Raw genomic sequence first — 24116 nt, forward strand, 5'->3', positions numbered from 1 at the left:
CACACGGGCGCCCGGGACGGGCGACCTCCGCATGGCGGTCGGATGAACATCCGGTGCCGCCGGCGCGGGTCAGATGTGGGGGACGAAGTCGCGCCACGCGACGCGGCGGTCGGCGTGCGGGTCGTGCTCGATGCGGTCGACCACGTCGAAGACGAGGGTGGCGCGACGGCGGGGGCCGCGGTCGCGGATGCCGCCGGGCCGCACGCGCGGCGGGCGGGGGCCGGATCCCGGGCGGGACGGGCCGCGCTCCCCCGGCGAGCCCGTGCCGGCCGTGGCGTCGTCGTCCTCGTCGAGGTCGCGCAGCGCGTCCTCGTCGTCGCCGACGTACGCGGGCCACGACTCGTCGACCGTGCCGTCCTGCGCGAAGCGGAGCCAGGCGATCCGCATCCGCTCGCCCGCCGCGACGAACGCGCGCCGGCCGCCGAGCAGCGTCATTCCGCGGCCGACCAGGGAGTCCATGCGGTCGAACAGCGCGAAGAGCTCGAGCCCGTGCGTGGCGTCGAGGCCCATGAGCCGCACGAGGCGGGGCGCGATGTCGAAGCGGTAGAAGTGCACGGGCGCGTAGCGGGCGTGGCGCTCGGCGACCTTCACGGACGGGAACCAGAAGGCGTAGTCGCCGCCGAAGTCGAGGGCGGCGCGGCGCTTGGGCAGCCCCGGGTAGAGCGCCGCCAGCTCCTCGCGGTGCTCCTCGTCGGTCTTGGCGAACACCGCCTCGATCCGCTCGGGCGTCGTGGCGAGGATGTCGAGCCGGCCCGTGAAGAGCGACCCCTCGCGCTCGTTCGTGCCGATGATGAGCGGCACGCGCGCCGCCCGCCCGTGCTTGAACGCGTCGAGCGGGCGCTCCGGCAGCACGTCGCCGTCGATCACGGGGCTGAACGTGATGGTGCCGGGCTCCTGGTCGGGCGTGCGGACCATGAGCTCGTTCGCGGCCGCGGCGAGGGTGGAGGAGCTGGCCGCCGTGAGGAGTCGCAGGGCCTCGGCGTCGCTCGGCGTGCGGCCCGCCCGGTCGGCGAGGAGCTCGACGAACTGCTCCGCCCAGCGGGCCGTCTGCTCGGCCGGGTAGATGGCGTTGGTGGGCGAGCTCTGCGCGATGGCGCGGGCGAACAGGCCGTGCGCCGCGGGCACCGCCATGAGGGTCGTGACGGCGTTGCCGCCCGCGCTCTCGCCGAAGACGGTGACGTTCGAAGGATCTCCGCCGAACGCGCGGATGTTGTCGCGCACCCACTGGAGCGCCTGCACCTGGTCGCGGAGGCCGAGGTTCGACTCGATGGGGCGCTCGGGCGTGGAGTAGCGGCTGAAGTCGAGGTAGCCGAGCGCGCCGAGCCGGTAGTTGAAGCTCACGTAGACGATGCCGCCCTGGCGCACGAGCCCCTCGCCCTGCACGGGGTTCTCCCGCGAGGATCCGACGACGTAGGCGCCGCCGTGGATGAAGACCATGACGGGACGCAGCTGCGACTCGCGGTTGACGCGCGCCGCGTCGGGGCTCAGCCCGGACGGCGCGATGACGTTGACGGTGAGGCAGTCCTCGCCCATCGGCGTGCCCTGCGGCGCGCCCATGAACGCGCCGGCGCTGACCTGCGGCGCGACCTTGCCGAAGTGCTGGGCGAAGCGCGCGCCCTCCCAGCCGACCACGGGCTGCGGCGCCCGGAAGCGGAGGTCGCCGCGGGGCGGGGCGGCGAACGGGATCCCGCGCCACGCCTCGACGCCGCGCTCGCGCACGCCGCGGACGGTGCCGCCCGTGACCCGGACGTCGAGCTCCGACGGGTCGTACGCCGGGGTGGGCGGATCGGCGTCGGGGGTCACCCGACGAGTCTACGAGCCGGTCTCACGCTCCCGGGACGGGGGTGGCGAGCAGCTGCTCGAGCGCCCGCTGCGCCCGCCACAGCGCGGACTCGGTGCGCAGCCGCTCGGCCTCGTGCAGCACGCCGAGCGCGAAGGCGCCCTCGCCGCGCGCCGTGAGCCGCTTCGCCTCCTCGCGGAGGAGCCGCTGCATGGCGAGGCCGTCGCGGTGCTCGCCGAGCTCGTCGTGCACCTCCTCGGCGGCGGTGGCGAGCCGCATCGTCTTCCGCCCGAGCACCGTGACGGTGCGGCCGCTGACCTCCTCCGCGGCGTAGCGGAGGCGCTTCGCGGCCTTGCGGACCTCGTGCAGCGCCTCCGTGCGCGCGGCCTCGCCGACCGCCTCCTGCGCGACGGCGGCCCGGCGGCCGACCCGCTCCGCGTCGCGACGGAGCGCGGCGTGCAGGGCGGGGCCGGCCGGGGCGCTCGCGTCGTGGGTGAGCGGCGGATCAGCCACCAGCCGGTCGAGCTCGTCGAGCAGGGCGACGTAGCGCGCGGAGGAGAGGGAGCGGATCACGCGCTCGCGGGCGCGGTGGTAGCGCTCGTCGAGGACGTCGTGCAGGGCGTCGCCGACGTGGTCGGGGACGGTCTCGGTGTCGTGCTCGACCACCGACCACACCACGCGGTCGCGCAGGACCTCCATGTCGCGGGCGTCGCCGAGGACGGCCCCGAGCGCGGTGAGCTCGGCGCGGACGGCCGCGGTGGCGGCGGGGTCGACCACGTCCTGGTGGGTGCGGAGGGCGCTGCGGAGGCGGCGCACGGCGACGCGCATCCGGTGCACGGCGTCGTGCTCGTCGGCGCGGACGCGCGGGTCGGCGGCGACGAGGTCGCGGACGCCGCGGGCGAGGACCGCGCGCGCCACCTCCGACGCGGGGCTGTCCTTCGTGAGCGTCGCGGGATCCGGCAGCGCGGGTCCCGCGGGCGCCTGCCGGCCGAGCGCGTCGGCGCCGAGCGCCCGCGCGAGCTTCGAGGCGCTGTCGGACGGGCGGCCGCCCGCGTCGAGGACGTGCTGCTCGATGCGGTCGAGGAGGGCCGTGCGCTGCTTCCGCTTCGCGGGCGCGTCGGGCAGCAGCTCCACCTCCCACTCGTGCCAGGCACGCACGGTGCCGCCGCGGACGTCGGATCCGGTGACCCGGTCGTCCGCGAACTCCGCGACCGCGCGGCCGTCGGCGTCGTGCAGCGTGACGATGGTGCGCACGGTCTCGAGGCGCGCGAGCGGCGTGAGCTCGCGGCCGCGCACGTGCACGGCGACCTGGTCGAGCACCGGTCCGGGGATCGCGCCGCCGTCGTCGTCGCCCTCGGCGAGCGGCCAGCCGAGCTCGGTGCGGCCCTCTCCCCCGTCGGCCGGGAGCTTCACGTGCCAGCCGGCGTCGTGCCCGCCCTCGCGGCGGCGGAGGACCATGCGGCGGTCGGCGAGCGCGTGGTCCGCGGTGTCGAGGTAGACGGCGACGAGCGTCACGGGGTCAGCGGGCCGCGCCTCGGCGATCCCCTCGATCCCCGCGAAGGCCGGGACGGGCACCCCGTCCGGGACGTCGTACTTGCGCTCGATCTCGACGGACTCCGTGTGCACCATCCCCCCTGTGTAGCGCACCCGGCCCGACCGCGGCCAGCCGCCGCGCGCCCCGGGAGCGGCGGGGCCCGGGAGCGGCGGGGCCCGGGCGGTGGGTCAGACTGGCAGGCATGCCCGTCCGCCCGACCGCCGCCGCCACCCGCGCCGCCGACCTCGCCCGCGAGCGGATCGCCGCGCTGGGCCCCGCCGCGCTCGCGGGCGACGACGCGGCCGACGCGGTCCGTCCGGGCGGCGGCGTCGACGACCGCGCGCTGCACCGCCGCCAGCGGATCGGCCGCGAGCTCGGCTGGTACGCCAGCCGCCGCGCCGTCTACGGCTTCATGAAGCACCGCGGCATCGACACGGCCGCCAGCCTCACGTTCTACTCCACGCTCTCGCTCGTCCCGGCCGCGGTCGCCGTGCTCAGCCTCATCGGCCTCGTCGGCGACACGCGCGCGGGCGTCGAGGGCGTGCTGCGCGTGCTCACGGCCGTGCTCGGCGACTCCGCGGTGGACGTGATCCGCGACCCCGTCGAGCAGCTCGCCGACGGTCCGCGCTCGGGCATCGCCTTCGCCGTCAGCTCCCTCGGCGCGGTCTGGACCTCGGCCGCCTACGTCACCGCGTTCGGCCGCGCGATGAACCGCGTGCAGGAGACCGAGGAGGGGCGCCCGCTCGTGAAGTACCGGGCGCTGATGCTGGTGGTGACGATCGTGCTGCTGGTCGTGAGCGTCGTGATGGTCGGCATGCTGCTCCTCACGGACGAGGGCGCCCGGGCGCTCGGCCAGCACCTGGGCCTCGGCGACACGACCCTCGTGGTGTGGGCGGTGCTCAAGTGGCCGCTGCTCGTGGTGCTGCTGACGGGGATCATCGGGGTGCTGTACGCGGCGACCCCGAACCTGCGCCGTCGCCGGGTGGACCTGCTCACCTGGGGCAGCCTCGTCGCCATCGTCGCGTGGGGCCTCGGCACGGCCGGCTTCGTCGCGTACGTGACGCGGATCGCGACCTACGAGTCGACCTACGGGGTGCTCGGCGCGGTGATCGTGCTGCTGCTGTGGCTCTACATCGGGAACCTGTCGCTCGTGCTGGGCGGCGAGCTCGACGTGGAGATCATCCGCGCCCGGCAGCTGCAGGCGGGGATCCCCGCGGAGCACGCGCTGCGGCTGCCCGTGCGGGACACGACGCGCGCCGAGCGCCTCGCCCGCCGCCGCGCGCTCCTCGAGGACGAGGGGCGGCGGCTGCGCGAGGCGCGGAACCCGACGGGCGCGCCCGGGGACGACGACGGGGAGCGCCGGGCGGACGCGCCGCCGACGCTCCCCGAGGACGACACCCGGGAGGTGCGGGTCAGGCGGAGACGCTGGTCCGCACGACCATCTTCCCGACGTTCTCGCCGCGCATGAGGCCGGTGAAGGCCTCGAACGCGCGGTCGATGCCGTCGACCACGGTCTCGTCGGCGGTGATCCGCCCCTCGGAGAGCCACGGGCCCATCTTCGACGCGAACTCGGGCGCGAGGTCCTGGTGGTTGCCGAGGGTGAAGCCGCGGAGCGTGAGGCCGCGCGTGACGATGCGGCCCGTGTTGCGGATCGCGACCTCCTCGCCGGTGGAGTTGTAGGTCGAGATCGACCCGCAGTTGGCGACGCGGCCGAAGTCGTTGAGGGCGCCGAGCGCGGCGGAGAGGTGGTCGCCGCCGACGTTGTCGAAGTAGAGGTCGATGCCGTCGGGCGCCGCCTCCGCGAGCTTCCCGTCGAGGTCGCCGCCGTGGTAGTCGAACGCGGCGTCGAAGCCGAGGTGCGAGGTGAGGCGCTCGACCTTCTCCGCGGATCCCGCGCTGCCCACGACGCGCGAGGCGCCGAGCAGGCGGGCGATCTGGCCGACCATCGAGCCCACCGCGCCGGCCGCGCCGGAGACGAAGACGACGTCGCCCTCCTGGATGGAGGCGATGCGGGTGAGGCCGACGTAGGCGGTGAGGCCCGTGAGGCCGAGCACGCCGAGGTGGGCGGAGGAGGCGACGCCGGGGACCTCGGGGACGGGGCGGAACGCGCCCGCCTGGCCCTGCGCGACGTCGCGCCAGCCGAGCATGTGGCTGACGAGGGCGCCGACGGCGAGTTCGTCGGAGCGGGACTCGACGACGCGGCCGACCGCGGATCCGGTCATGGCCTCGTCGAGCTGGAACGGCGGCACGTAGGAGGGGACGTCGTTCATGCGGCCGCGCATGTAGGGGTCGACGGAGACGAACTCGTTCTCGACGCGGACCTCGCCGTCCTGGAGGTCGGGGAGGTCGACCTCGACGCGGCGGACGTCGTCGGGGGTGGGCTCGCCGGTGGGGCGCTTCGCCAGCTGCCACTGGATGCTGCGTGCAGTCATGGGTCTCCTTCGTTCGGGGGTGCGGGCGGTCGGACGGCCGGCCCGCGGCGCTCGTGGCGCGGCCCCACCCAACCACCGCCTGCTGGACGCGGCACCCAGCGAGCCGTGGCCTCGTGACGGGGCGGCCGGGCGCGTCGCCGCGTCCGCCACCCCGTCGTGCACCCCGCGGGGTCGCGGCTAGGCGGCCGTCGTCGTCGCGCGGCTCGCGACGTGCGCGGCGAGCACGTCGCGCACGCCCGTCCAGGTGTGGTCGCCGAAGCGCTCGAGGTCGACGTGGCGCAGCTCCGCCTCGCCGCTGTACATGCTCACGAGGTACTGCATCCCCTGCCAGGCGGGGAACGTCTCCTGCTCGTCGCGCCCGACCCGGCGCATGGCCCTGCTCGCCGCGCCGAGGACGCCCGTGGTGCCGGCCCACTGCAGCGCGAAGGGGGTGCCCGTGATCTCCGTCATGATGCGCGCGAGGTCCCGGGCGGTGACCCGGTCGCCCGCGACCTCGACCACGCGCGGCGCGTCGTCGTCGAGCGCGACGAGCGCCGTCACGCGGGCCGTGTCGTCCTTGGTCGTGAAGTCGAGCACCTGGTCGGCGGAGGACCAGTAGAGGACGCGGCGGCGGTCGAACAGCACGATGGGCGCCTGCCCGGTGAGCATGTCGGCGAAGGCGCCGTTGAGCACGGAGGTGGCGCGCACGGGGGCCGCGTCGAGGTCGGCCGCGAACTCGCGGCGCAGCTCGAAGTTGCGGTTGCTGCCCGGCGTGACGCGGCGGTAGTCGGAGGAGTAGTCCGAGGGGACGAAGCGCGGGACGCCGGCGGCGACGGTGGCCGCGAGGAGCGCGCGCTGCGCCCCCACGATCACGGAGCGCGCCCCGCTCACGGCGGAGACGACGACGCGCGCGCCGGCCACCGCGCGGATCAGCGCGGCCCGGTCGGTGTACGCGGCCTCGACGACCTCGACGCGGGGGTCGTCGCCCCACGCCTCGGCGGCCGCGGTGCTGCCGGGGCGGGTAAGGACGCGGACGCGCGCCCCGGCCGCGAGCAGCTCGCGGACGATGCGGCGGCCGAGGTCGCCGGTCGCGCCGGCGACGACGACGGGGGCGGATCCGGATGCGGGGGAAGCGGGGATCGGGGTGCTCATGCGGGTTCTCCATCTCGGGTGGTGCGGCGCGCCGAGCGGCGCGAGCGGTGGGGGGCGGCGACGGGCTGCTCGAGGCGCGCGGCGTCGGGCTCGTCGGCGGCGGAGGTCGCGGCGGCGGACGCCGCGTCGGGGGCCTCGCCGATGCCGAGCGCGACGCGGGCGAGGAGGCGCCGGAGGGCGGTGCGCTCGTCGGGCGCGAGGTCGCGCATCAGGGCGTCCTCCACCTCGCCGAGCGCGACGCGGGCCGTGGCCAGGAGGGCGCGCCCGGCATCGGTCGGGAGGACCTGGCGGATCCGCCGGTCGCGCGGGTGCGGCTGCCGCTCGACGTGCCCGCCCTCGGCGAGCGCGTCGATCACGTAGGTCATCTGCGTCTTGTCGATGCCGAGGCGCTGCGCCAGCGCGAGCTGCGACGACGGCTCCTCCGTGGTGATCGCGACGAGCACCTGGTACCCGCGCGGGCCGCCCGGCACGTCGGCCACGGCGGTCTGCGCGGTGCGCGCGAAGCCCTGGTAGACGGCCTGGATGGACCAGCCGAACTGCGTCTCGATGCCGCCGGAGCCCCAGTCGATGCCGGAGGCGTCCTCGTCGGGGTCGACGCGGTCGTGGGCGCGGGTCACGGCGGAGGAGGTCATGCCGAGATCGTATCCGACTTTTATCGTCTTGTGCGAAGATCATCTCTTAGCGCAGGCATCGGCTGCGCCCCACGACCCGATCGGAGCCGCGCATGCCCGCCATCACCCCCTTCCGCCTCGACGTCCCCGAGGCCGACCTCGACGACCTCCGCCGCCGCCTCCTCGCCACGCGCTGGCCCGAGCCCGAGACCGTCGACGACACCTCGCAGGGACCGCAGCTCGCGCGCATGCGGCGGCTCGTCGACCGCTGGGTCGACGGATACGACTGGCGCCGCACCGAGGAGCTCCTCAACGGGTGGGGGCAGCACACGACCGAGATCGACGGGCTGGGGATCCACTTCCTGCACGTCCGCTCCCCCGAGCCGGGCGCGCGCCCGCTGATCCTCACGCACGGCTGGCCGGGCTCGGTGCTGGAGTTCCGGCACGCGGTCGGGCCCCTCACCGATCCGGTCGCGCACGGCGGATCCGCGGAGGACGCCTTCCACGTCGTCCTCCCGAGCCTCCCCGGCTTCGGCTTCTCCGGGAAGCCGACCGGCACCGGCTGGGGCGCGCGCCGCACCGCCCGCGCGTGGGCCGAGCTCATGCGCCGGCTCGGCTACGAGGCCTGGTACGCGCAGGGCGGCGACCTCGGCGCGACCGTCACGTCCGAGCTCGCGGCGCTCGAGGCCCGGGAGGGCATCGGGCTCCGCGGGATCCACCTCAACATGGCGACCTTCATGCCGACGGACGACGAGATGCGCGACGCCACCGACGAGGAGCGGCGGATGATGGCGGAGACCGGGCACTACCGGCAGCAGCTGTCCGGCTACTCGCAGATGATGTCGACCCGGCCGCAGACCGTCGGCTACGCGCTCCAGGACTCCCCCGCGGGACTCGCCGCGTGGATCCACGCCATGTTCCAGGACGTCGGCGGATCCCACGACGAGCACGGCGACGCCGAGGCGCTCTTCCCGCTCGACGAGATCCTCGACGACGTGATGCTGTACTGGCTGCCCGGCACGGCGGCCTCCGCGGCGCGCTTCTACTGGGAGTCGGCGCAGGTCGGCTGGGCGACGCCCGGCACGGTCGACGAGCCGATCACGGTGCCGACGGGCCTCAGCATCATGCCGGGCGAGTACGTGCGCCGCTCGCGCCGCTGGGCGGAGCGCCGGTACGCGGACCTCGTGCTCTTCCACGAGGTCGAGCGCGGCGGGCACTTCGCGCTGCTCGAGCAGCCGGGGCCGCTGGTGGACGACATCCGGGCGACGTTCCGCGGGCGCTGAGCCGCGACCCGACGGCTCAGCCCCCGAACGGCCGCAGCGACACCGACTCGACCGTGCCGTCGCGCGTCTGGTCGACGACGAGCCGCACGGCGCGCGCGACGGACGCCGGCTCGAGGTACCGCGTCTCGTCGTACTCGCCGCCCTCCTTGGCGCGGAGCTCGCGCTGCATGTCGGTCGCGACGCGGCCCGGGTGCACGCTCGAGACGCGCACGCCGTGCGGGCGCTCCTCCTCGCGGAGGGCGTCGCCGAGGGCGCGCAGGGCGAACTTGGATCCCGCGTAGACGCCGCCCGTGGGGTTCGCCGTGAAGCCGGATCCGGAGTTGACGAGCACGACCTGCCCGCCGGCTGCCCGGAGCGCGGGCAGGAGCGCGCGGGTGACATCGGCGACCGCGAAGACGTTGACCTCGAACACGCGGCGCCACTCCTCGACGGGCGTCCGGTCGACGGCGTCGCCGCCGATCACGCCGGCCGAGTGCACGAGCACGTCGAGGCGGTCGAGGTCGGGCACGAGGTCGGCGAGGCCGCCCGCGGCGAGGTCGGCGGCCCAGCCGACGGCGTCCGGCAGCGCGGCGGCGAGGGCGTCCACGGCGTCGCGGTCACGGCCGTGCACGATGACGCGATGGGTGCGGCCGAGGTCCTGGGCGACGGCGCGGCCGATGCCGCGGGTGGCCCCCGTGACGAGGGCGACGGGGCGGGCGGTGTCGGACATGGATCCTCCTGGGTCGCGGTCCTCCAGGCTACCGACGGCATCCTGCCACCCGTCCGGCGCTGCCGGGGGCATGACGTAGCGTGAAGGGGTCCGCCGCCGAGCGGCCCGCCGCCCGAGAGGATCCGCCCGTGCACGCCCGCTTCCCCGCCAGCCTCGAGGTGCTGCGCCAGGAGGCCCGCGACGAGCTGGACGCCGTGATCGAGCACCGCTGCCGGAACGGCGACGACCCATGGGAGGTCATCCCGCAGCTGCCGACCGTGGACGAGCACGTGGTGGCGACCCTCCGCCAGGACGCGCTCGAGGCCGACGGGATGGCGGAGGAGCTCGCCCGCGTGCGGCACCCGTCGACCGCGCCGGGAGTCGTCGCGCGCTTCGAGTACCGGCTGCTGCGCGGGATCGCGCTGGAGCACCCGGACCTCTCGCGCGCCGTCTGGACCCTCATCGGCCGCATGGAGCGCGACCTCCGCCGACGCGCTTGAAGAGGTGGTCAGGCCGACATTCGCCCTCGGCGAACGGCTTGGCACTCGCCTGCCCCGAGTGCTAATCTCGACGTAGTTGAGCCGAGGGGGCTCAACCCCACAGATCATCAGAGGAGTCGAGCATGAACATGACCTTCGATCCGTTCCGCGAGCTGGACCGCGCCATGGGCGCCCTGGCCGAGACCCGCCAGGCGAACCGGCCGATGCCCATCGACCTGCACCGCGAGGGCGACACCTACGTGCTGGCCGCCGACCTCCCGGGCATCGACCCGGGCTCGGTCGACATCGACGTGGACGGCCAGCTGCTGACCATCCGCGCCGAGCGCACCCTCGCCGGCGATCAGAACGTCCGCTGGCTCACGCGCGAGCGCGTCGCCGGCACGTTCCTCCGCCAGCTGACGCTCGGCCAGGGCATCGACACCGAGCGCATCTCGGCGCACTACGCCAACGGCGTGCTGAGCGTCACCATCCCGGTGAGCGAGCGGGCGAAGCCGCGCAAGATCGCGGTCACGTCCGACGAGCCGCAGGGCCAGGAGGGCCGCACGCTGACGGTGGAGCAGGGCGCGAGCGCGAGCTGATCCACCGGGCGCCCGCGCGGCGCCGCCACGACGAGGAGCCGTCGTCCGCACCAGCGGGCGGCGGCTCCTCGCACGTCCGGGCGCGCACCCGGCCGGCCCGTCGCGTCAGCCGATGCGCGGCCGCAGACCCCGGTGGATCGCGAGCGGGTTGCGCAGCGACCCGTGGACCTGCATCACCGGCGCCTGCAGGTCGACCATGCGCCGGTTGTCGCGCAGCTGCAGCCGGTTGAGGCACGAGCGGTCGAACGACGGCGTGAACAGGTCGAAGCGGGCGATGGCCTCGGCGAGCTCCGGGTGGGCGCGCTCGTGGTCGGCGAGCGCCTCCGCCGCCACGCGCCACAGGCCGTCGGGGCGGAGGTCGTCGCGGTCCTCGACGAGCGCCGCGGCGAAGCGGAGGAAGCCGTCCATCACGTCGGTGAAGACCGTGAGGGTGCGCTCGTCCTCGGGGAAGTCGAGACGGATCCGCCGCACGTCATCCGGCAGCTCGCGCTCCATGTCGAAGAGGGCGACCTCCTCGGCGATGTCCTTCATCAGCACGCGGACGACGACGTGGTCGCGCAGGACGAGGATCACGTTCTCGCCGTGCGGCATGAACGCGAGGTCGTGCGCGAGGAGCGCGTGCGCGAGGGGCACGAGGTACGCGTCGAGCCAGCGGCGGATCCACGCGGCCGCGCCGATCCCGGACGCGTCGATGAGCGCGCCCAGCACGCTCGCCCCCTGCGCGTCGACGTGGAGCAGGCTCGTCATGCTCATCAGCCGCTCGCCCTCCGCGAGGCCCGGCACGGGCGACTCCCGCCAGAGCGCGGACAGCATCTTCCCGTGGGGGTGCCCGGGCGGCAGGGCGGAGTCGACGCGGGCGTCCCGGACGCCGACGGACGCGACCTCGCGGAGGATCCCGAACCCGAGCCGCGCGAACTCCGCGTCGCCCTCGACGAGCGCGTGCACCCAGTCGTTGATGGCCGGGGTCACGGCCATGTAGGCCGGGGACAGCCCGCGCGTGAACCCCATGTTGAGGATCGAGAGCGAGGTCTTCACGTAGCACCGCTCCGGGCTCGTGCGGTTGGCCCAGGTGCGGATGGACTGCTGGGCGCCGTACTCGTCGTCGCCCGTGCCGAGGAGCACGATGTCGCGGGTGGCGACGAGACCGGCGAAGGTCACCGTCACGACGTTCTCCCACTGCCAGGGGTGCACCGGCACGAGCACGCGATCCGCCGGGTCGACGCCGAGATCGGCCATGCGGGCGCGGAACCGGTCGCGGACGATGAGGCCGAGCTCCGCGTCGAGGAACGCCTCCCGGTCGAGGCCCTCGACGCCGGCGAAGTGCGCGAGGCGCTCGTGCACGGCGAGCCACAGGATCCGCACGTCCTCCCCCGCCTCGGGCGCGTACCGGTCGTGGTCGTCGAGGTCGAAGCCGATGCGGCCGTTGGTCGCGACGAAGCAGGGGTGGCCCTCGTCCATCGTCGACTCCACCTCGGCGTAGGACGCGGTGAGGAGGCCGCGCGCGTCGGGCACGTCGCGCAGGCGCGAGAACGCGGCGGCGGAGAGCGTGCTCTGGATCTCGTCGAGGTAGACGGGCAGGACCTCGTCGGTGATGCCGAGCCGGTCGCGGAGGTCGAGCACGAGGTCGACGGCGTCGAGCGCCGCGGGCTCCCCGTCGACCGTGCGGCGGATGCTCGCCTCGTCGACGTCCCAGTGGTCGAGCTCGAGGATGCGGGCGCGGTAGGCGTACGCACTCCGGCCGTCGGCGCTGGCGACGCGGAACCGGGCCCAGCTCCGCGGGTCGTGCGGGATCCGGGGCTCGCCGGGCGCCCGCGGCGGATCCACGCGCTCGGGCTCGATGAGCAGCTCGTGCGCGAACTCGGCGAGCGCCTTCCGCACGAGGTGGCGGGTGGCGGCGGCCCAGGCGTCGGGCCGGAGGTGGTCGGCACGGTGGACCCGGGGGTCGGGCTCGGCGGCGGCGGATGCGGCGACCGCGGGCGTGGCGGCCGTGGCGTGCTCGGCGCCGGCGGGGCGGAGCCGGTCGGCGAGACGATCGCGGTCGCGGTCGTGGTCGGTCGCGGGGTCGTGGGTCAGGGTCATCGGATGTCCGTCCGTCGGAGGGGTGTGCGGGAGGAGGGCGTCGTCGCGGTCGACGACGCTGAGGAGCGCCTGCTTGGTGCCGAGGTCGACGACGCGGAGCGGACGGAAGCCGAGGCGCGCGTTGAGGCGCTGGATCGCCGCGTTGCGGACGTCCGGCTCGACGACCAGGCGACGCACGCCGGGATCACGCAGCAGGTGCGCGACGACGTGCCGCATGACCGCCGTCGTGAACCCGGGCAGCGGGTCGCCGGCCGGCGGGGCGACGAGCAGGTGCATGCCACGGTCGCCGGGGAGCGGGTCGAGGTGCGCGCCGACGGGATCGTCGGCCGGGTCGTAGGCCTCGACGAGGAACGCGGGGGCGCCGTCGTGCAGGCCGATCCACGCCGCGCGGGAGGGATCCGCGGCGAGGCCCGCGTACTCGGCGCGCACGTCGTCGAGGGTCGCGTGCTCCATCTGCCAGAAGCGGGCGCGCGGCGCGGCGACCCAGGCGTGCACGAGCGCCGCGTCGCCGTCGGGGTCGAGCGGGCGCATCGCGAGCGGGTAGCGGGGCGCGACCACGGCATCGGCCGGCGCGGGCGCGCTCACGCGAGCACCCCGGATCCGGCGGCGGGCACGTCGTCCGGCAGCCCGAACTCCTGGAACGCGATCCGCGCCTCCACCGGGTACGGCTCCCGCCCCGTGATCGCGCGGAGGATCCGCGAGTTGCGATGCGCGGTCATGCCGAGGTCGGGCGCGACGAAGCCGTGCGTGTGCACCTCGGCGTTCTGCACGAAGAGCGTCCCGGCGTCGTCGACCGTGTGCTCGCGCGCCACGTCGAGCCGACCCCGCGCGTCGCGGTGCACGCGGTCGCCGAGCCCGTCGAGGATCCCGGGGGCCTGCGCGTCGTACCCGCTCGCCATGATCACCGCGCCCGTGGGCCACTCCCGCTCCGCACCCGTCTCCGCGTGCCGCAGCCCGAGCACCGCGCCGCCGTCGGGGGTCGCGTGCGACGACACGACCTCGGCGTTGGTGAGGAGCCGCGTCGGCACGCCGGATCCCGCGTCGCCCCCGGGCGCAAGCCGCCCCTCCGCCCGGAGCGCGTCGAAGGCCAGCCGCTTCCGGTAGAGCGTCGCGAACACGTCGTCGATGAGCTCCGAGTCGATCCCCTTGTAGAGGTTCCGCTGCTCGCGCAGCAGCACGTCGCGCGCGTCGGCGGGCAGGCCGAAGAAGTGGTCGCTGTACTCGGGGCTCGTCATCTCCAGCGTGAGGCGCGTGTACTCGAGCGGGAAGAACCTGGGCGACCGCGTGATCCAGTCGAGCCGGTAGCCGCGCGCGTCCACGTCCTCGAGCAGGTCGCGGTAGATCTCCGCCGCGCTCTGCCCGCTGCCGACGACCGTGATCGCGTCCCGCTCCTGCAGCGCGTCCTTGGCGCCGAGGTAGCCGGAGCTGTGCACGACCCCCGGCAGGTCGCGCACGGCCTCGGGCAGCCACGGCGGCGTGCCCACGCCGACGACGAGGTTCCGGCCCCGGTGCACGTGCCGGCCGCCCGCGGCGTCGACCGACTCGACGACGTACGCGCCGTCGGCCTCGTCGAACCGGATGGCCCGCACGTCGCGGTCGAGCTCGATCCCCCGCGCGCGCTCGGCCGCCCACCGGCAGTACGCGACGTACTCGCTGCGCAGCACGAAGAAGTCCTCGCGGATGTAGAAGGAGTAGAGCCGCCCGGTGTCCTTGAGGTACGCGAGGAACGAGAAGCGCGAGGTGGGATCCGCGAGCGTCACGAGGTCGGCGAGGAACGGCGTCTGCAGGTGCGCGGTGGGCAGCATCATGCCGGGGTGCCAGTCGAAGCGGGGCTTCCGCTCGAGCACCGCGAGGTCGAGGTCGAGCGGGTCCGCGAGGCACGCGAGCCCCAGGTTCGCGGGGCCGAGGCCCACGGCGACGACGTCGCGGATCCGGTCGGGTGCGGCGCTCATCGGCCCGCCTCCGCGACGGCGTCGACCGCGAGGCCGGCGGCGTCGGCGCCGGCGTCGCCCAGCCCGGCGTCGATCGCGTCCCCCGCCGCGACCACCATCCGCAGCACCTCGGCGATGTGCGCGTCGGTCGTCGCCGGGTTCAGCAGCGTGAGCTTCAGGTGCGCGCGCCCGCCGACGCGCGTGGCGGCGACCATGGCGCGGCCCGAGTCCTGGATCGCCTGGCGGATCCCGCGGTTCACGGCGCCCGAGCGGGCCGCCGCGCCGGGCCCCGCGGATCCGTCGCGCTCCCCCGCCGGCACGTACCGGAAGACGAGCGCGCTGATCTCCGGCCGCACCACCACCTCGAGCGCCGCGTCCCGCCGCATCGCGCTCCACGTGCGGTCGGCCAGCGCGATCACATCGTCGAGCATCCGCCCCACCCCGTCGGCGCCCACCGTCCGCAGCGTGAGCCACAGCTTGAGCGCGTCGAAGCGCCGTGTGGTCTGCAGCGACTTGTCGACCTGGTTCGGGATCTCCTCGTGCGCCCGGTCGGCGGGGTTCAGGTAGTCGGCGTGCAGGGTCGCGTGCCGGAGGGTGCGGCCGTCGCGCACGATCAGCGCGCTCGAGCTCACCGGCTGGAAGAAGGTCTTGTGGTAGTCGACGGTCACCGAGTCGGCGCGGTCGATGCCCGTCAGCAGGTCGCGGTGCCGGAGCGACGCGAGGAGGCCGCCGCCGTACGCCGCGTCGACGTGCAGCCAGATCCCCTCGCGCCGGCACACGTTCCCGATCGCGGGCAGCGGGTCGACGCTGCCGAAGTCGGTGGTGCCCGCGGTCGCGACCACGGCGATGGGGAGGAGGCCCGCCGCGTAGCAGCGCGCGAGCTCCTGCTCGAGGGCGTCGACGCGCATCCGCATGGCGTCGTCGGCGGGCACGCGCACCACCGCGTCGGGGGCGAGGCCGAGGATCCGGGCGCTCTTCTCGACGCTGAAGTGCCCGACCTCGCTCACGAGGATCCGCAGCCGCGGCAGGTGCGTGCGGTCCAGCCCGTGCACGGCGAGCGCCTCGTCGCGGGCGAGCAGCAGCGCCTCCAGGTTCGACTGGCTGCCGCCGCTCGTGAAGACGCCGTCCGCGTCGTCGCCCAGCCCGATCCGACCCGCGGTCCAGTCGACGAGCGCGCGCTCGATGAGGGTCGCGCCCGCGCTCTGGTCCCAGGTGTCCATCGACGTGTTGACGCTGGAGAGGATGAGCTCGCCCGCGAGCGCCGGGATGAGGATCGGGCAGTTGAGGTGCGCGACGTACGACGGGTCGTGGAACCAGACGGCGTCGCGGAGGTACAGGTCGTCGAGCTCGGCGAGGGCGGCGTCGAGGCCGCCCAGCGGGCGGTCGAGGTCGAGCCCGGCGAAGGAGCCGCGGAGGCGGTCCGGCGTGATCCCGGTGAAGGGCCCGTCGGCACGGCCGGCGGCGGCGCGCACCCGCGCGGCGGCGGCGCGGAGGGCGGCGTCCCAGCCCGGGAGCGAGCGGTCGGAGAACAGCTCGGCGGCGGGATCCGTGCCCACCGCGAGCGGGTCGGCGCGGGCGCCGACGAGGGTGGGGTCGGACGGGAGGGAGACGTGCGGGGAGAGGGTCATGGTTCCTTCGTCGGTTCGATGGGGAGCCGTGTCCGGGTCACGAGCATCGGTTTGGTTAGGCAAGCCTCACCTAATATGGGGGCGCTCGGACGGGAGCGCAACCCGGCCGACGACGACTCGCGGGGACCCTCCGCGAGGCGCTGCCGCGACCCCGATTCGGGGGCGCCGTCCCGCGGGTCGCGCCGCGGGGGCGCTCGTAGGGTGGGGGCATGAGCGACCGAGACGACCAGGCAGACGGCATCCGCACCGGACGCGGCCCCGGCGACCCCGACGGGCTGGTGACCGTCGACGACGTGGTCTCCCCCGCCGGCGACGACGCGCCCGCGGGCGTCGGCGACGCCGTCCGCGACCCCGACGGCACGACCTACGGGCACGCGGAGGAGGACACCCTCGAGGCGGAGGACGCGGATCCCGCGAGCGCCGAGTACCCGGAGGTGCCCGACAACCGATCCGTGACCGCGGCCGACTCGCACATGTCGGCGCCGGCCGACGATGCCGCCGGGCACGTCGACCCCGAGGGCCGCTGACGTGACGGATCCCGACCGCTCCGACGCCCCGCGGCACCCGCTCGCCGCACCCGCGCCCCTCGACGCCGACTCGATCGCCGAGCGCGACGAGGCCGCCGAGGAGGACAGCCGGGAGGACGTGCCCGACCCCTTCGGCGAGGGGCCCGACGACCAGTGATCCGCCCCCGGGCAGGTCGCCCTGACCGCCCCCGGACGCCGCACATGGGCGTTGCCTGAGCGCCGCCACACAGCGCTGGGGGCCGAGCGTAGCGTCGGACGCATGGACACCGACGACCCGCGCCTCCAGCCCGCGGACACCTCAGACACACGGCAGGACAAGGACTTCATCTCGCCCAGCGAGGACGACACGCAGGTCAAGCAGGAGCAGCAGATCGTCGAGAGCGAGGGCGTCTCCGACGACGTCCCCGCCGCCGCGGACGACGTGCAGGTGCTCCCCGGATCCGGCGGTCCCGACGACGTCGGCGAGATCGACGTCGACCCCGAGGAGCTCAACCTCAGCGGCGACTCGATCCCCGGCCACCCCAAGCCCGAGGCCGGTGAGTGACCCGATGAGCGACGCCACCTCCACCACCCCCGGTGACGACTCGACCGGCGACGACACCGCGCTCGACGCCGTCGGCATGGACAAGGAGACGGTCGTCAACGACGCCGTCGCCGGCGAGACCGTCCTTCCCGACACCGACGAGCCCGTCGAGCGGATCGACGAGGACGACGCCGTCGCCGCGGCCGACGCCGAGCCCGAGGCCGACGCCCTGGGCGTCGACGGCGAGGCCGAGCCCGCGCTCGCCCCCAACGACCTCGCCGGCCAGGACATCGACCTGGACGACGCCCCGCCGAGCTGACGCCGGCCCGCATCGCCCCCGCACCCACGCACGCAGATCCAGCACGAGGAGAACCCATGAGCCAGGACCAGTACACCTTCCAGGACCCCGCCGCGATGTACAGCGGCATCGACACCACCGCGCAGCAGCAGGACGGACCCGGCCTCGACGCCGACCTCCAGGAGACCGCGGACCGCGGCGAGAGGAGCTACCGCGGATCCGGCCGCCTCGAGGGACGCAAGGCCCTCATCACGGGCGCCGACTCCGGCATCGGCGCGGCCGTCGCGATCGCCTACGCCCGCGAGGGCGCGGACATCGCCCTCTCCTACCTCCCCGAGGAGGAGGAGGACGCGAAGAAGGTCGTCGCCCTCATCGAGGAGGCCGGCCGGAAGGCCGTCGCCGTCCCCGGCGACATCTCCACGGCCGAGTTCAGCCGCGAGCTCGTCGCGAAGGCCGTCGAGGGCCTCGGCGGCCTCGACATCCTCGTGAACAACGCGGGCAAGCAGCAGAACTTCGACACGCTCGAGGAGATCTCGGACGAGGAGTTCGACGTCACCTTCAAGACCAACGTCTACGCGATGTTCTGGATCACGAAGGCCGCGCTCGCGCACCTGGAGCCCGGCTCGACCATCATCAACACGTCGTCCATCCAGGCGTACCAGCCGTCGCCGAACCTCATCCACTACGCGACCACGAAGGCGTCGATCAACGCGTTCTCGAAGGGCCTCGCGCAGCAGCTCGCGCCCAAGGGCATCCGCGTGAACGTCGTCGCGCCCGGCCCGGTGTGGACCCCGCTGCAGACCGCCGGCGGCCAGCCCGCCGAGGCGCTGCCCGAGTTCGGCGAGGACACGCCCCTCGGCCGTCCCGGCCAGCCCGCCGAGCTCGCCCCGGCGTTCGTGTTCCTCGCGTCGCCCGAGTCGAGCTACGTGATCGGCGAGACGCTGCACGTCAACGGCGGCATGCCGACGCCGTAGCGGACCGCGCCTCCCGGCGCCGCACGCCCCGCACGCCCGACGCCCGGGCCGACCATCCGGTCGGCCCGGGCGTCGTCGCGTCCGCCGCCGCCGTCTCCCCATCGCGGCCGGGACGACGGACGCGCACCGGAATAGGGTCGAGCGATGACCGACATCCCGGCCCGCGTCGGCGGGAACGTCCTCGCCGCCCTGATCCGCGCCGTGCGGCTGGTCCGCCGCCCGCGTCCGATCCACCCGGCCGGGGTCGCCCTCGCCGGCACGCTGACTCCCGTCGCCGGTCGCGCCGCCTCCGGGCTCGCGTGGCTCGACGGGCTCGACGCGCCGCTGGAGATCACCGCCCGCTTCTCGCGCGGAGCCGGGACCCCCGCCGCGCTCCCCGACGTGCTCGGGCTCGCGCTGCGGATCCCCGACGGCGGCGACACGACCGTCGACGTGCTCGTCTCGACGACGGGCATCGGGTTCCCCGGCCGCTTCCTGCTCCAGCCCAGGCGTCCCTCTCCGGCGCCCGCATGACGACGCTGATGCCGTACCGCGGATCCACCGGGCCAGTGCTCCTCGGCGTGCTGGCGGACCGGGATCCGCCGCTGCCCGCCGGCGCCGAGGACCTCGGCCGCGCCCTCGCCACCCGGCCGCTCCGGCTGCGTCTCGTCCACGCGACGCCGCGCGGGCTCTGGCACGTGGCCGCGGGCATCGAGCTGACCCACGACGCCGCCGGCCCGCTCGACCCCGCCACGCGCGTCGACCCGGTGCTCGCGGCGCCGCCCGGCGACACCACCTACCCCTGGGCGCGCCGCCTCCGCGCCCCCGCCTACCGGGACGCGCGGCACGGCGCACCCGTCTCCTCGCGGCACCCGGCGCGCGATCCCGACGCCTGATCCGGGGCCTCCCGGTTACGCGGCGCTGGCCATCGTGCGGCCCGGCCTTGTCGTCGCGCCGCGAGGGGCGTTGCCTGGGAGGAGCGCGTCGACGCCGGCGCCGATGAAGAACGGAGATCCCATGAGGGAGCTGAAGCTCGTCTCGGCCATCACGAAGATCGAGGACGCCGAGGCGCTCGACCCGATCGTCGCGAAGGTGCGCGGCACCGTGGTCGCCCTGCTCAAGCCGCGCGCGCTGGCCGACCTGCTGCACGGCGTGCCCTTTGGGCACCCGCTGCACCCCGTCGCCGTGCTGATCCCCTCGGGCGCGTGGATCTCGTCCGCGGTCCTCGACTTCCTGCCCGGCAACGAGAAGGCCAGCCAGGCGCTCGTGGGCGTCGGGGTCCTCAGCGCCGCGCCCTCCATCGTCTCCGGCTACGCCGACTGGTCGCAGCTGCACGAGCAGCAGCTCCGGGTCGGCATCGTGCACTCCGCCGCCAACGCGCTCGCCACCGGCCTCTACGGGCTGTCGTGGGTCCAGCGGGCCCGCGGCAAGCAGACGAGCGGCCGGCTCCTCGGGCTTGCGGGCCTCGGCCTCGTCTCCGCCGGCGGCTTCCTCGGCGGGCACCTCGCGTACCGCCAGGCCGCGGGCGCCAACCACGCCGAGGACGTGCCGCACCGCTTCCCCGCGGGCTGGCAGGAGCTCGGCCAGCTCGACGACCTGCCCGACGGCCGCCTCGCGAAGCGCGACGTGGCGGGCCTCCCCGTGCTCGTGCGGCGCCACGGCATGACCGTGGACGCGCTCAGCAACACCTGCAGCCACCTCTCCGCGCCGCTCGACGAGGGCGAGTTCGGCACGGACCCGAAGACCGGCGAGGCGTGCGTCACCTGCCCGTGGCACGACAGCGTCTTCAGCCTGAGGACGGGCGACGTGATCCACGGCCCCGCGACCGCGCCCCAGCCGCGCTTCGAGACCCGCGTGACGGCCGGCCTCGTGGAGGTGCGGCTGCCGAACGCCGGCTAGCCCGCGGCGACGTCGGGTCCGCGGAGGCTGAGGGCCGCCAGCAGCGCGCACCCCGCTAACACGGCCGCGCCCGCGACCGTCGGCACCGCGATGCCGACGGTCGCGAGCGAGCCGCCGAGCGCCGAGCCGAGCGCGAGGCCCAGCAGGCTGAGCACCCGGCCGGCGGCGCCCACGCGGCCGAGCAGCGGATCCGGCACCAGGCGCTGGCGCAGCGAGGTCGCGCAGATGCCCCAGACGGCCGCGTGCAGGATGTAGAGCGCGAGCAGGACCCCGGCCACGACCGGGTCCCGGGTGACGGCCAGCCCCGCGAGGCTCGCGGCGCCCAGCGCGAGGGCGGCGGTGATGGTCCAGCGCGAGCCGAGACGGGCGCGGAGGGGTGCGGCGATCGCGGATCCGGCGAGCCCGCCCAGCGCGGACGCCGCGAGGAGCACGCCGTAGCCCGCCGCGTCGAGGCCGAGCCGGTCGCGCGCGAAGAGCACGAGCACCGAGAACGGCAGCATGTAGCCGACGCTCGCGAGGCCGCCGAGGAGGGCGAGCGCTCCGACCACGCGGTGACCCGCGAGCCAGCGCACGCCCTCCGCGGCCTCCCGCATGACGGAGGCGCGCGGCGCGGGGACGGTGTCCATGGCCGGCCGCCGCCGCGGCAGCGCGAGGGCCACGGCACCGGCCGCGACCCAGAGCCCGCCCGTCGCGTACAGGGGCACGGCGGCGGCGAGCGCGAAGAGGATCCCGCCGAGCGGCGGGCCGACGAACTCGTCGGCCACGAGCTGCGTGCCGGTGATCCGCGCGTTCGCCCGGTCGAGCCGGTCGTGCGGCACGAGCGACGGCAGCACGGCCACCGCGGCCCCGTCGGCCGCGCTCTCGAGCACGCCGACCACGGCCATCACCGCGTAGAGGAGGACGAGCGAGGCGACGCCCGAGTGGATCGCCGCGGCCAGCGCCACGAGCGCGACACCGCGGAGGAGGTCCGCGACCACCAGCAGCGTGCGCCGGTCGAGACGGTCGACGTGCACGCCCACGGGCAGCGCGACCAGGAGCCGCACGAGCGCGTACGTCGTCGCCAGTCCCGCCACCGCGCGCGGGTCGTCGGTGAGGTCGGCCGCGACGAGCGGCACGGCCACGAAGACGAGCCCGTCCGCGAGGTTGGAGAGCGCGTTCGCGCCCCACAACGCCGCGAACGGGCTCGGCCGTCTCACGCCGGGATCCCCGGGGCGGCGTGCGCCCCGAGGAGCCCGGCCACCCGGATCAGATCCCGGCGCCCTCGGACGCGGCCGACGCGGGGCCCACGTCCGTGGCGGTCGCACCGGACGCGGATCCGCCGGCCGACGCACCCGCGGCCGTCGAGCCGAGGAACGAGCTCAGCGCCGTGGCGACGTCGATGCCCGTGGTGTCCTTCAGCAGCTTCGGCAGGGTCGCCATGTTCTCGGCCACCGAGCGGTTGAGCGCGTTCGCGCCGTCCGCCGAGATGATCGTCATGTTGTCGACGTTCGCGAGCGGCGCCGCCATCTCGCGGGCGATCTCCGGCATGGACGCGATGATGCGCGCCTGCAGGGCCTCGCGCGACAGCTTGTTCTGCGCCTCGGCGAGCGCGGCGGCCGCCTCGGCCTCGGCCTGACCACGCGCCTGGATGGCGTCGGCGTTGGCCTTCCCGAGCGCGGTGATCGATGCGGCCTCGTTCACGGCCGCGGTCTTCGCCGCCTCGGCGTTCTGCGTGCGCTGGTAGACCTCCACGTCGACCTTCGCCTTCTCGGCGTCGCGGGCGGCCTGCGCGTCCTGGACGGTCGCGTACTTGCGCGCCTCAGCGGGGAGCTCGACGTCGATGCGCAGGCGCTCCTTCGACACCTCGGCCTGGGCGGCGACGGCGGTGCGCTCCTGGTCGGCGACCAGGCGGTCCTGCTCGGCCTTCGCCAGCTCGCCGGCCGCGAGCGCGGTGGCGTTGGCGCGGTCGGTGTCGGCCTTGATGGCGGCTCGGCGCAGGTCGAGCTCGAGCTGGCGCTCGGCGGTCTGCTGGTCGTTCTCGATCGCGGCGAGCGCGGAGATCCGCTTGTTCTCGGCCTCCGCGACCTCGGCGATCTGGCGGGCGCGCGCGGCGTTCGAGCGAGCCCGGTCGTCGAGGTAGGTGCTGCCCGGCGTCGTGATCTCGCGGACGTTGAGCGTCTCGATCTGGAGGCCCAGCTCCGCGAGGTCGTTCTTCGTCTGGTTGACGGCCTCCTGCGCCACGACGGAGAAGCTCTTCACGAGCTCGTCCACGGGACGGTCGCCGATGAGTCCGCGGATCGCGCCCTCGAGCGACTGCCGCACGATCTCCGGCAGGGCGTCCTGCTGGAGGAGGTAGCGCTGCACGGCGCGGCGCACGCCGTCCTCGGTGCCCGTCACCTTGAAGTTGACGGTCGCGACGACGGCGGTGTTGATGAAGTTCGCGTCGCGCGCCTCGGCCGTGACGCTCGTCTGGTACTGCTCCAGGGAGAGCGTGAAGCCCTCCTGGAAGATCGGCCAGATGAAGGTCCGGCCACCGATGATGACCTTCTGGGGGCTGGAGAAGCCGGCCCCGCCCTCGCTCCGCTCGGCGTTGCGGCCGACGATGACGAGCGCCTGGTTCGGCGGCACGCGCCGGACGCGGGAGGCGATGAAGCCGACCAGCGCCACCAGGATGACGATGACGACGATGACGGCGATGGCGGTGGTGCCGCCGGATGCCAGGTCCACGGGATGGTTCCTCTCGTTGGGACGGGTGCTGCTAGGTGGTGGGGTCGGCGGCGACGTCGGGTTCGACGCGCACGCGGAAGCCGTCCTCGGACACGACGCGGATGCGCGTGCCGACGGCGAGGGGCGCGTCGCTCCGGGCGAGCCGGCGCTCGAGCTCGCGGATGTGCTCGAGCCGCACCTCGCCGCCCGAGGGCGAGGTGGGCGACGTGACGACGCCGACCATCCCGACGGGCGAGTACGAGCCGCCGCTCTCCTGCTTCGCGACGAAGCGGACGGTGAGCTGGACGACCACGAGCGCGACGATCGCGAGGGCCACGGCGATCGCGATGGCGCCGCCGGATCCGATGCCCGCCTGGTCGGCGAGCACGCCGCCGACGCCGTAGATGGCGAGGGCCGCGCCGAGCGCGACGCCCGAGACGAGGCCGTCCCCGCCGCCGATGGCGTCGAGGAGGTCGCCGAGCACGATGCTGGAGAGGAGGAGCAGGAGGCCGACCGCGCCCACGATCAGGAAGACGATCACGCGGCGGCTCCCGGGCAGGCGGCCGCGGGCGAGACGTGCGCGCCGTCGTGGTGCGTGGTCATGCGGGGCCGATCTGCGAGGTGTGTCCTTCGAAGGTATCGGGTGATCCGCTCCGCGTCGCCTCCTCGTCCGGGGGCCGTCCGATCCCCTAGGCTCCGCGCCGGCGAGCGTAGGTTCGGGAGGTGATCCTCCTCTTCGGCACGCGCGCCCGCGACGCCCTCATCGTCATCGTGACCTTCGCCTGCCTCGTCTGCGGCGTGAACGCGCCCCAGCGGGTCCTGCACCGCACGCTCCGCTTCACCCTCTTCTTCGTCCCGCTCATCCCCCTGCGCTCGACCTACCGCGTGGCGTGCTCGAACTGCGGCGCCGAGACGCGCCTCACGAAGGACCAGGCGATGCACGGCCTCGAGTGGGCCGTGCGCAACCGGGGCGCGCGCCGCTGATCCTGAGATCCCGACCAGAGGTTGGGATAACTTTCGCTCCCCGCCTAGAGTGGCAGCGGCGCCACGCGCCGA

At 75.0% G+C, this 24116-nt stretch carries 25 protein-coding genes; 13 read left to right on the forward strand and 12 right to left on the reverse strand.

Going from position 1 to position 24116, the window contains the following annotated elements; all coding sequences use genetic code 11:
• Positions 1-69 precede the first annotated feature (69 nt).
• Positions 70-1803: a carboxylesterase/lipase family protein gene (locus H9X71_RS10475; protein ID WP_191147039.1), complete on the reverse strand. Its 1734-nt coding sequence runs from the start codon at positions 1801-1803 to the stop codon at positions 70-72.
• A gap of 22 nt (positions 1804-1825) precedes the next feature.
• Positions 1826-3409: a CYTH and CHAD domain-containing protein gene (locus H9X71_RS10480; RefSeq protein WP_191147040.1), complete on the reverse strand. Its 1584-nt coding sequence runs from the start codon at positions 3407-3409 to the stop codon at positions 1826-1828.
• A 107-nt stretch (positions 3410-3516) separates the two neighbouring features.
• On the opposite strand from H9X71_RS10480, the gene H9X71_RS10485 reads away from it, so the two are divergent.
• Positions 3517-4782, forward strand: coding sequence for a YihY/virulence factor BrkB family protein (locus H9X71_RS10485; RefSeq protein ID WP_244961568.1), 1266 nt, complete (start codon positions 3517-3519; stop codon positions 4780-4782).
• Here H9X71_RS10485 and H9X71_RS10490 read toward each other — a convergent pair.
• The 3 genes from H9X71_RS10490 to H9X71_RS10500 all read right to left on the reverse strand — a co-directional run bounded on the left by H9X71_RS10490 (position 4727) and on the right by H9X71_RS10500 (position 7509).
• Complete coding sequence (locus H9X71_RS10490) at positions 4727-5746, reverse strand: NADP-dependent oxidoreductase (RefSeq protein ID WP_191147041.1); 1020 nt, start codon at positions 5744-5746, stop codon at positions 4727-4729. The genes H9X71_RS10485 and H9X71_RS10490 overlap by 56 nt on opposite strands.
• Before the next feature lie 177 nt (positions 5747-5923).
• On the reverse strand, positions 5924-6877 hold the full coding sequence (locus H9X71_RS10495; protein WP_191147042.1) for an NmrA family NAD(P)-binding protein: 954 nt from the start codon (positions 6875-6877) through the stop codon (positions 5924-5926).
• The gene (locus H9X71_RS10500) at positions 6874-7509 is read right to left on the reverse strand and encodes a MarR family winged helix-turn-helix transcriptional regulator (protein ID WP_191147043.1); all 636 of its coding nucleotides are present in this window, start codon (positions 7507-7509) and stop codon (positions 6874-6876) included. Before H9X71_RS10500 ends, H9X71_RS10495 begins: the two co-directional genes overlap by 4 nt.
• Positions 7510-7601: 92 nt before the next feature.
• On the opposite strand from H9X71_RS10500, the gene H9X71_RS10505 reads away from it, so the two are divergent.
• A complete protein-coding gene (locus tag H9X71_RS10505; protein ID WP_191147044.1) occupies positions 7602-8771 on the forward strand; it encodes an epoxide hydrolase family protein in 1170 nt (389 codons plus the stop codon).
• Positions 8772-8787: 16 nt separating this feature from the next.
• On the opposite strand, the gene H9X71_RS10510 is transcribed toward H9X71_RS10505, so the two are convergent.
• Positions 8788-9480, reverse strand: a complete 693-nt coding sequence (locus H9X71_RS10510) for an SDR family oxidoreductase (RefSeq protein WP_191147045.1) — start codon at positions 9478-9480, stop codon at positions 8788-8790.
• 128 nt (positions 9481-9608) lie between these two features.
• Between H9X71_RS10510 and H9X71_RS10515 the strand changes: the two genes are divergently transcribed.
• Both H9X71_RS10515 and H9X71_RS10520 read left to right on the forward strand, forming a co-directional pair.
• Entirely contained in the window at positions 9609-9959 is a 351-nt protein-coding gene (locus H9X71_RS10515) for a hypothetical protein (RefSeq protein ID WP_053774872.1), read from the forward strand.
• Positions 9960-10081: 122 nt separating this feature from the next.
• Positions 10082-10537 (forward strand): Hsp20/alpha crystallin family protein, encoded by a 456-nt coding sequence (locus H9X71_RS10520; protein WP_191147046.1) that lies wholly within the window; start codon positions 10082-10084, stop codon positions 10535-10537.
• 105 nt (positions 10538-10642) lie between these two features.
• Here the strand turns inward: H9X71_RS10520 and H9X71_RS10525 are convergent, their stop codons facing one another.
• From H9X71_RS10525 to H9X71_RS10535, 3 genes are read right to left on the reverse strand one after another with little or no spacing between them, the layout of a single operon-like run.
• Positions 10643-13201, reverse strand: a complete 2559-nt coding sequence (locus tag H9X71_RS10525; RefSeq protein ID WP_244961570.1) for a GNAT family N-acetyltransferase — start codon at positions 13199-13201, stop codon at positions 10643-10645.
• A complete protein-coding gene (locus tag H9X71_RS10530; RefSeq protein ID WP_191147047.1) occupies positions 13198-14568 on the reverse strand; it encodes a lysine N(6)-hydroxylase/L-ornithine N(5)-oxygenase family protein in 1371 nt (456 codons plus the stop codon). Before H9X71_RS10530 ends, H9X71_RS10525 begins: the two co-directional genes overlap by 4 nt.
• Complete coding sequence (locus H9X71_RS10535; RefSeq protein ID WP_191147048.1) at positions 14565-16175, reverse strand: pyridoxal phosphate-dependent decarboxylase family protein; 1611 nt, start codon at positions 16173-16175, stop codon at positions 14565-14567. The genes H9X71_RS10530 and H9X71_RS10535 overlap by 4 nt, the downstream gene beginning before the upstream one ends.
• Positions 16176-16384: 209 nt before the next feature.
• On the opposite strand from H9X71_RS10535, the gene H9X71_RS10540 reads away from it, so the two are divergent.
• The 8 genes from H9X71_RS10540 to H9X71_RS10570 all read left to right on the forward strand — a co-directional run bounded on the left by H9X71_RS10540 (position 16385) and on the right by H9X71_RS10570 (position 20375).
• Positions 16385-16702, forward strand: a complete 318-nt coding sequence (locus H9X71_RS10540) for a hypothetical protein (RefSeq protein WP_191147049.1) — start codon at positions 16385-16387, stop codon at positions 16700-16702.
• Between the two features lies 1 nt (position 16703).
• On the forward strand, positions 16704-16859 hold the full coding sequence (locus tag H9X71_RS10545) for a hypothetical protein (RefSeq protein WP_191147050.1): 156 nt from the start codon (positions 16704-16706) through the stop codon (positions 16857-16859).
• Positions 16860-16961: 102 nt separating this feature from the next.
• Positions 16962-17246: a hypothetical protein gene (locus tag H9X71_RS10550; protein WP_191147051.1), complete on the forward strand. Its 285-nt coding sequence runs from the start codon at positions 16962-16964 to the stop codon at positions 17244-17246.
• 4 nt (positions 17247-17250) lie between these two features.
• On the forward strand, positions 17251-17544 hold the full coding sequence (locus H9X71_RS10555; RefSeq protein WP_191147052.1) for a hypothetical protein: 294 nt from the start codon (positions 17251-17253) through the stop codon (positions 17542-17544).
• Positions 17545-17600: 56 nt separating this feature from the next.
• Positions 17601-18497 (forward strand): glucose 1-dehydrogenase, encoded by an 897-nt coding sequence (locus H9X71_RS10560; protein WP_191147053.1) that lies wholly within the window; start codon positions 17601-17603, stop codon positions 18495-18497.
• A gap of 144 nt (positions 18498-18641) precedes the next feature.
• The gene (locus H9X71_RS14945; RefSeq protein WP_244961572.1) at positions 18642-19010 is read left to right on the forward strand and encodes a hypothetical protein; all 369 of its coding nucleotides are present in this window, start codon (positions 18642-18644) and stop codon (positions 19008-19010) included.
• Positions 19007-19372 (forward strand): hypothetical protein, encoded by a 366-nt coding sequence (locus tag H9X71_RS14950; RefSeq protein ID WP_244961573.1) that lies wholly within the window; start codon positions 19007-19009, stop codon positions 19370-19372. Before H9X71_RS14945 ends, H9X71_RS14950 begins: the two co-directional genes overlap by 4 nt.
• Before the next feature lie 121 nt (positions 19373-19493).
• Positions 19494-20375 carry a Rieske (2Fe-2S) protein gene (locus H9X71_RS10570; RefSeq protein ID WP_191147054.1) on the forward strand — a complete coding sequence of 294 codons (882 nt, stop codon included), beginning with the start codon at positions 19494-19496 and terminating at the stop codon, positions 20373-20375.
• On the opposite strand, the gene H9X71_RS10575 is transcribed toward H9X71_RS10570, so the two are convergent.
• From H9X71_RS10575 to H9X71_RS10585, 3 genes are read right to left on the reverse strand one after another with little or no spacing between them, the layout of a single operon-like run.
• Positions 20372-21571 carry an MFS transporter gene (locus tag H9X71_RS10575; protein WP_191147055.1) on the reverse strand — a complete coding sequence of 400 codons (1200 nt, stop codon included), beginning with the start codon at positions 21569-21571 and terminating at the stop codon, positions 20372-20374. The genes H9X71_RS10570 and H9X71_RS10575 overlap by 4 nt on opposite strands.
• 49 nt (positions 21572-21620) lie before the next feature.
• The gene (locus H9X71_RS10580; RefSeq protein WP_191147056.1) at positions 21621-23081 is read right to left on the reverse strand and encodes an SPFH domain-containing protein; all 1461 of its coding nucleotides are present in this window, start codon (positions 23079-23081) and stop codon (positions 21621-21623) included.
• Positions 23082-23112: 31 nt separating this feature from the next.
• Entirely contained in the window at positions 23113-23601 is a 489-nt protein-coding gene (locus H9X71_RS10585) for an NfeD family protein (protein WP_191147057.1), read from the reverse strand.
• A 182-nt stretch (positions 23602-23783) separates the two neighbouring features.
• Here H9X71_RS10585 and H9X71_RS10590 point away from each other — a divergent pair, with 182 nt between their 5' ends.
• Entirely contained in the window at positions 23784-24044 is a 261-nt protein-coding gene (locus H9X71_RS10590; protein ID WP_191147058.1) for a zinc ribbon domain-containing protein, read from the forward strand.
• The last annotated feature ends 72 nt before the right edge of the window (positions 24045-24116 follow it).

Source organism: Clavibacter zhangzhiyongii (assembly GCF_014775655.1).
Classification (GTDB): Bacteria; Actinomycetota; Actinomycetes; order Actinomycetales; family Microbacteriaceae; genus Clavibacter; species Clavibacter zhangzhiyongii.

What these genes read in the sequence shown, in the direction of transcription:
- H9X71_RS10500 (WP_191147043.1), bottom strand. Translation starts at nt 7,509, where the DNA reads ATGACCTCCTCCGCCGTGACCCGCGCCCACGACCGCGTCGACCCCGAC.
- H9X71_RS10550 (WP_191147051.1), top strand. Translation starts at nt 16,962, where the DNA reads ATGGACACCGACGACCCGCGCCTCCAGCCCGCGGACACCTCAGACACA.
- H9X71_RS14945 (WP_244961572.1), top strand. Translation starts at nt 18,642, where the DNA reads ATGACCGACATCCCGGCCCGCGTCGGCGGGAACGTCCTCGCCGCCCTG.
- H9X71_RS10570 (WP_191147054.1), top strand. Translation starts at nt 19,494, where the DNA reads ATGAGGGAGCTGAAGCTCGTCTCGGCCATCACGAAGATCGAGGACGCC.
- H9X71_RS10495 (WP_191147042.1), bottom strand. Translation starts at nt 6,877, where the DNA reads ATGAGCACCCCGATCCCCGCTTCCCCCGCATCCGGATCCGCCCCCGTC.
- H9X71_RS10490 (WP_191147041.1), bottom strand. Translation starts at nt 5,746, where the DNA reads ATGACTGCACGCAGCATCCAGTGGCAGCTGGCGAAGCGCCCCACCGGC.
- H9X71_RS10555 (WP_191147052.1), top strand. Translation starts at nt 17,251, where the DNA reads ATGAGCGACGCCACCTCCACCACCCCCGGTGACGACTCGACCGGCGAC.
- H9X71_RS14950 (WP_244961573.1), top strand. Translation starts at nt 19,007, where the DNA reads ATGACGACGCTGATGCCGTACCGCGGATCCACCGGGCCAGTGCTCCTC.
- H9X71_RS10505 (WP_191147044.1), top strand. Translation starts at nt 7,602, where the DNA reads ATGCCCGCCATCACCCCCTTCCGCCTCGACGTCCCCGAGGCCGACCTC.
- H9X71_RS10510 (WP_191147045.1), bottom strand. Translation starts at nt 9,480, where the DNA reads ATGTCCGACACCGCCCGCCCCGTCGCCCTCGTCACGGGGGCCACCCGC.
- H9X71_RS10485 (WP_244961568.1), top strand. Translation starts at nt 3,517, where the DNA reads ATGCCCGTCCGCCCGACCGCCGCCGCCACCCGCGCCGCCGACCTCGCC.
- H9X71_RS10535 (WP_191147048.1), bottom strand. Translation starts at nt 16,175, where the DNA reads ATGACCCTCTCCCCGCACGTCTCCCTCCCGTCCGACCCCACCCTCGTC.
- H9X71_RS10540 (WP_191147049.1), top strand. Translation starts at nt 16,385, where the DNA reads ATGAGCGACCGAGACGACCAGGCAGACGGCATCCGCACCGGACGCGGC.
- H9X71_RS10560 (WP_191147053.1), top strand. Translation starts at nt 17,601, where the DNA reads ATGAGCCAGGACCAGTACACCTTCCAGGACCCCGCCGCGATGTACAGC.
- H9X71_RS10530 (WP_191147047.1), bottom strand. Translation starts at nt 14,568, where the DNA reads ATGAGCGCCGCACCCGACCGGATCCGCGACGTCGTCGCCGTGGGCCTC.
- H9X71_RS10480 (WP_191147040.1), bottom strand. Translation starts at nt 3,409, where the DNA reads ATGGTGCACACGGAGTCCGTCGAGATCGAGCGCAAGTACGACGTCCCG.
- H9X71_RS10520 (WP_191147046.1), top strand. Translation starts at nt 10,082, where the DNA reads ATGAACATGACCTTCGATCCGTTCCGCGAGCTGGACCGCGCCATGGGC.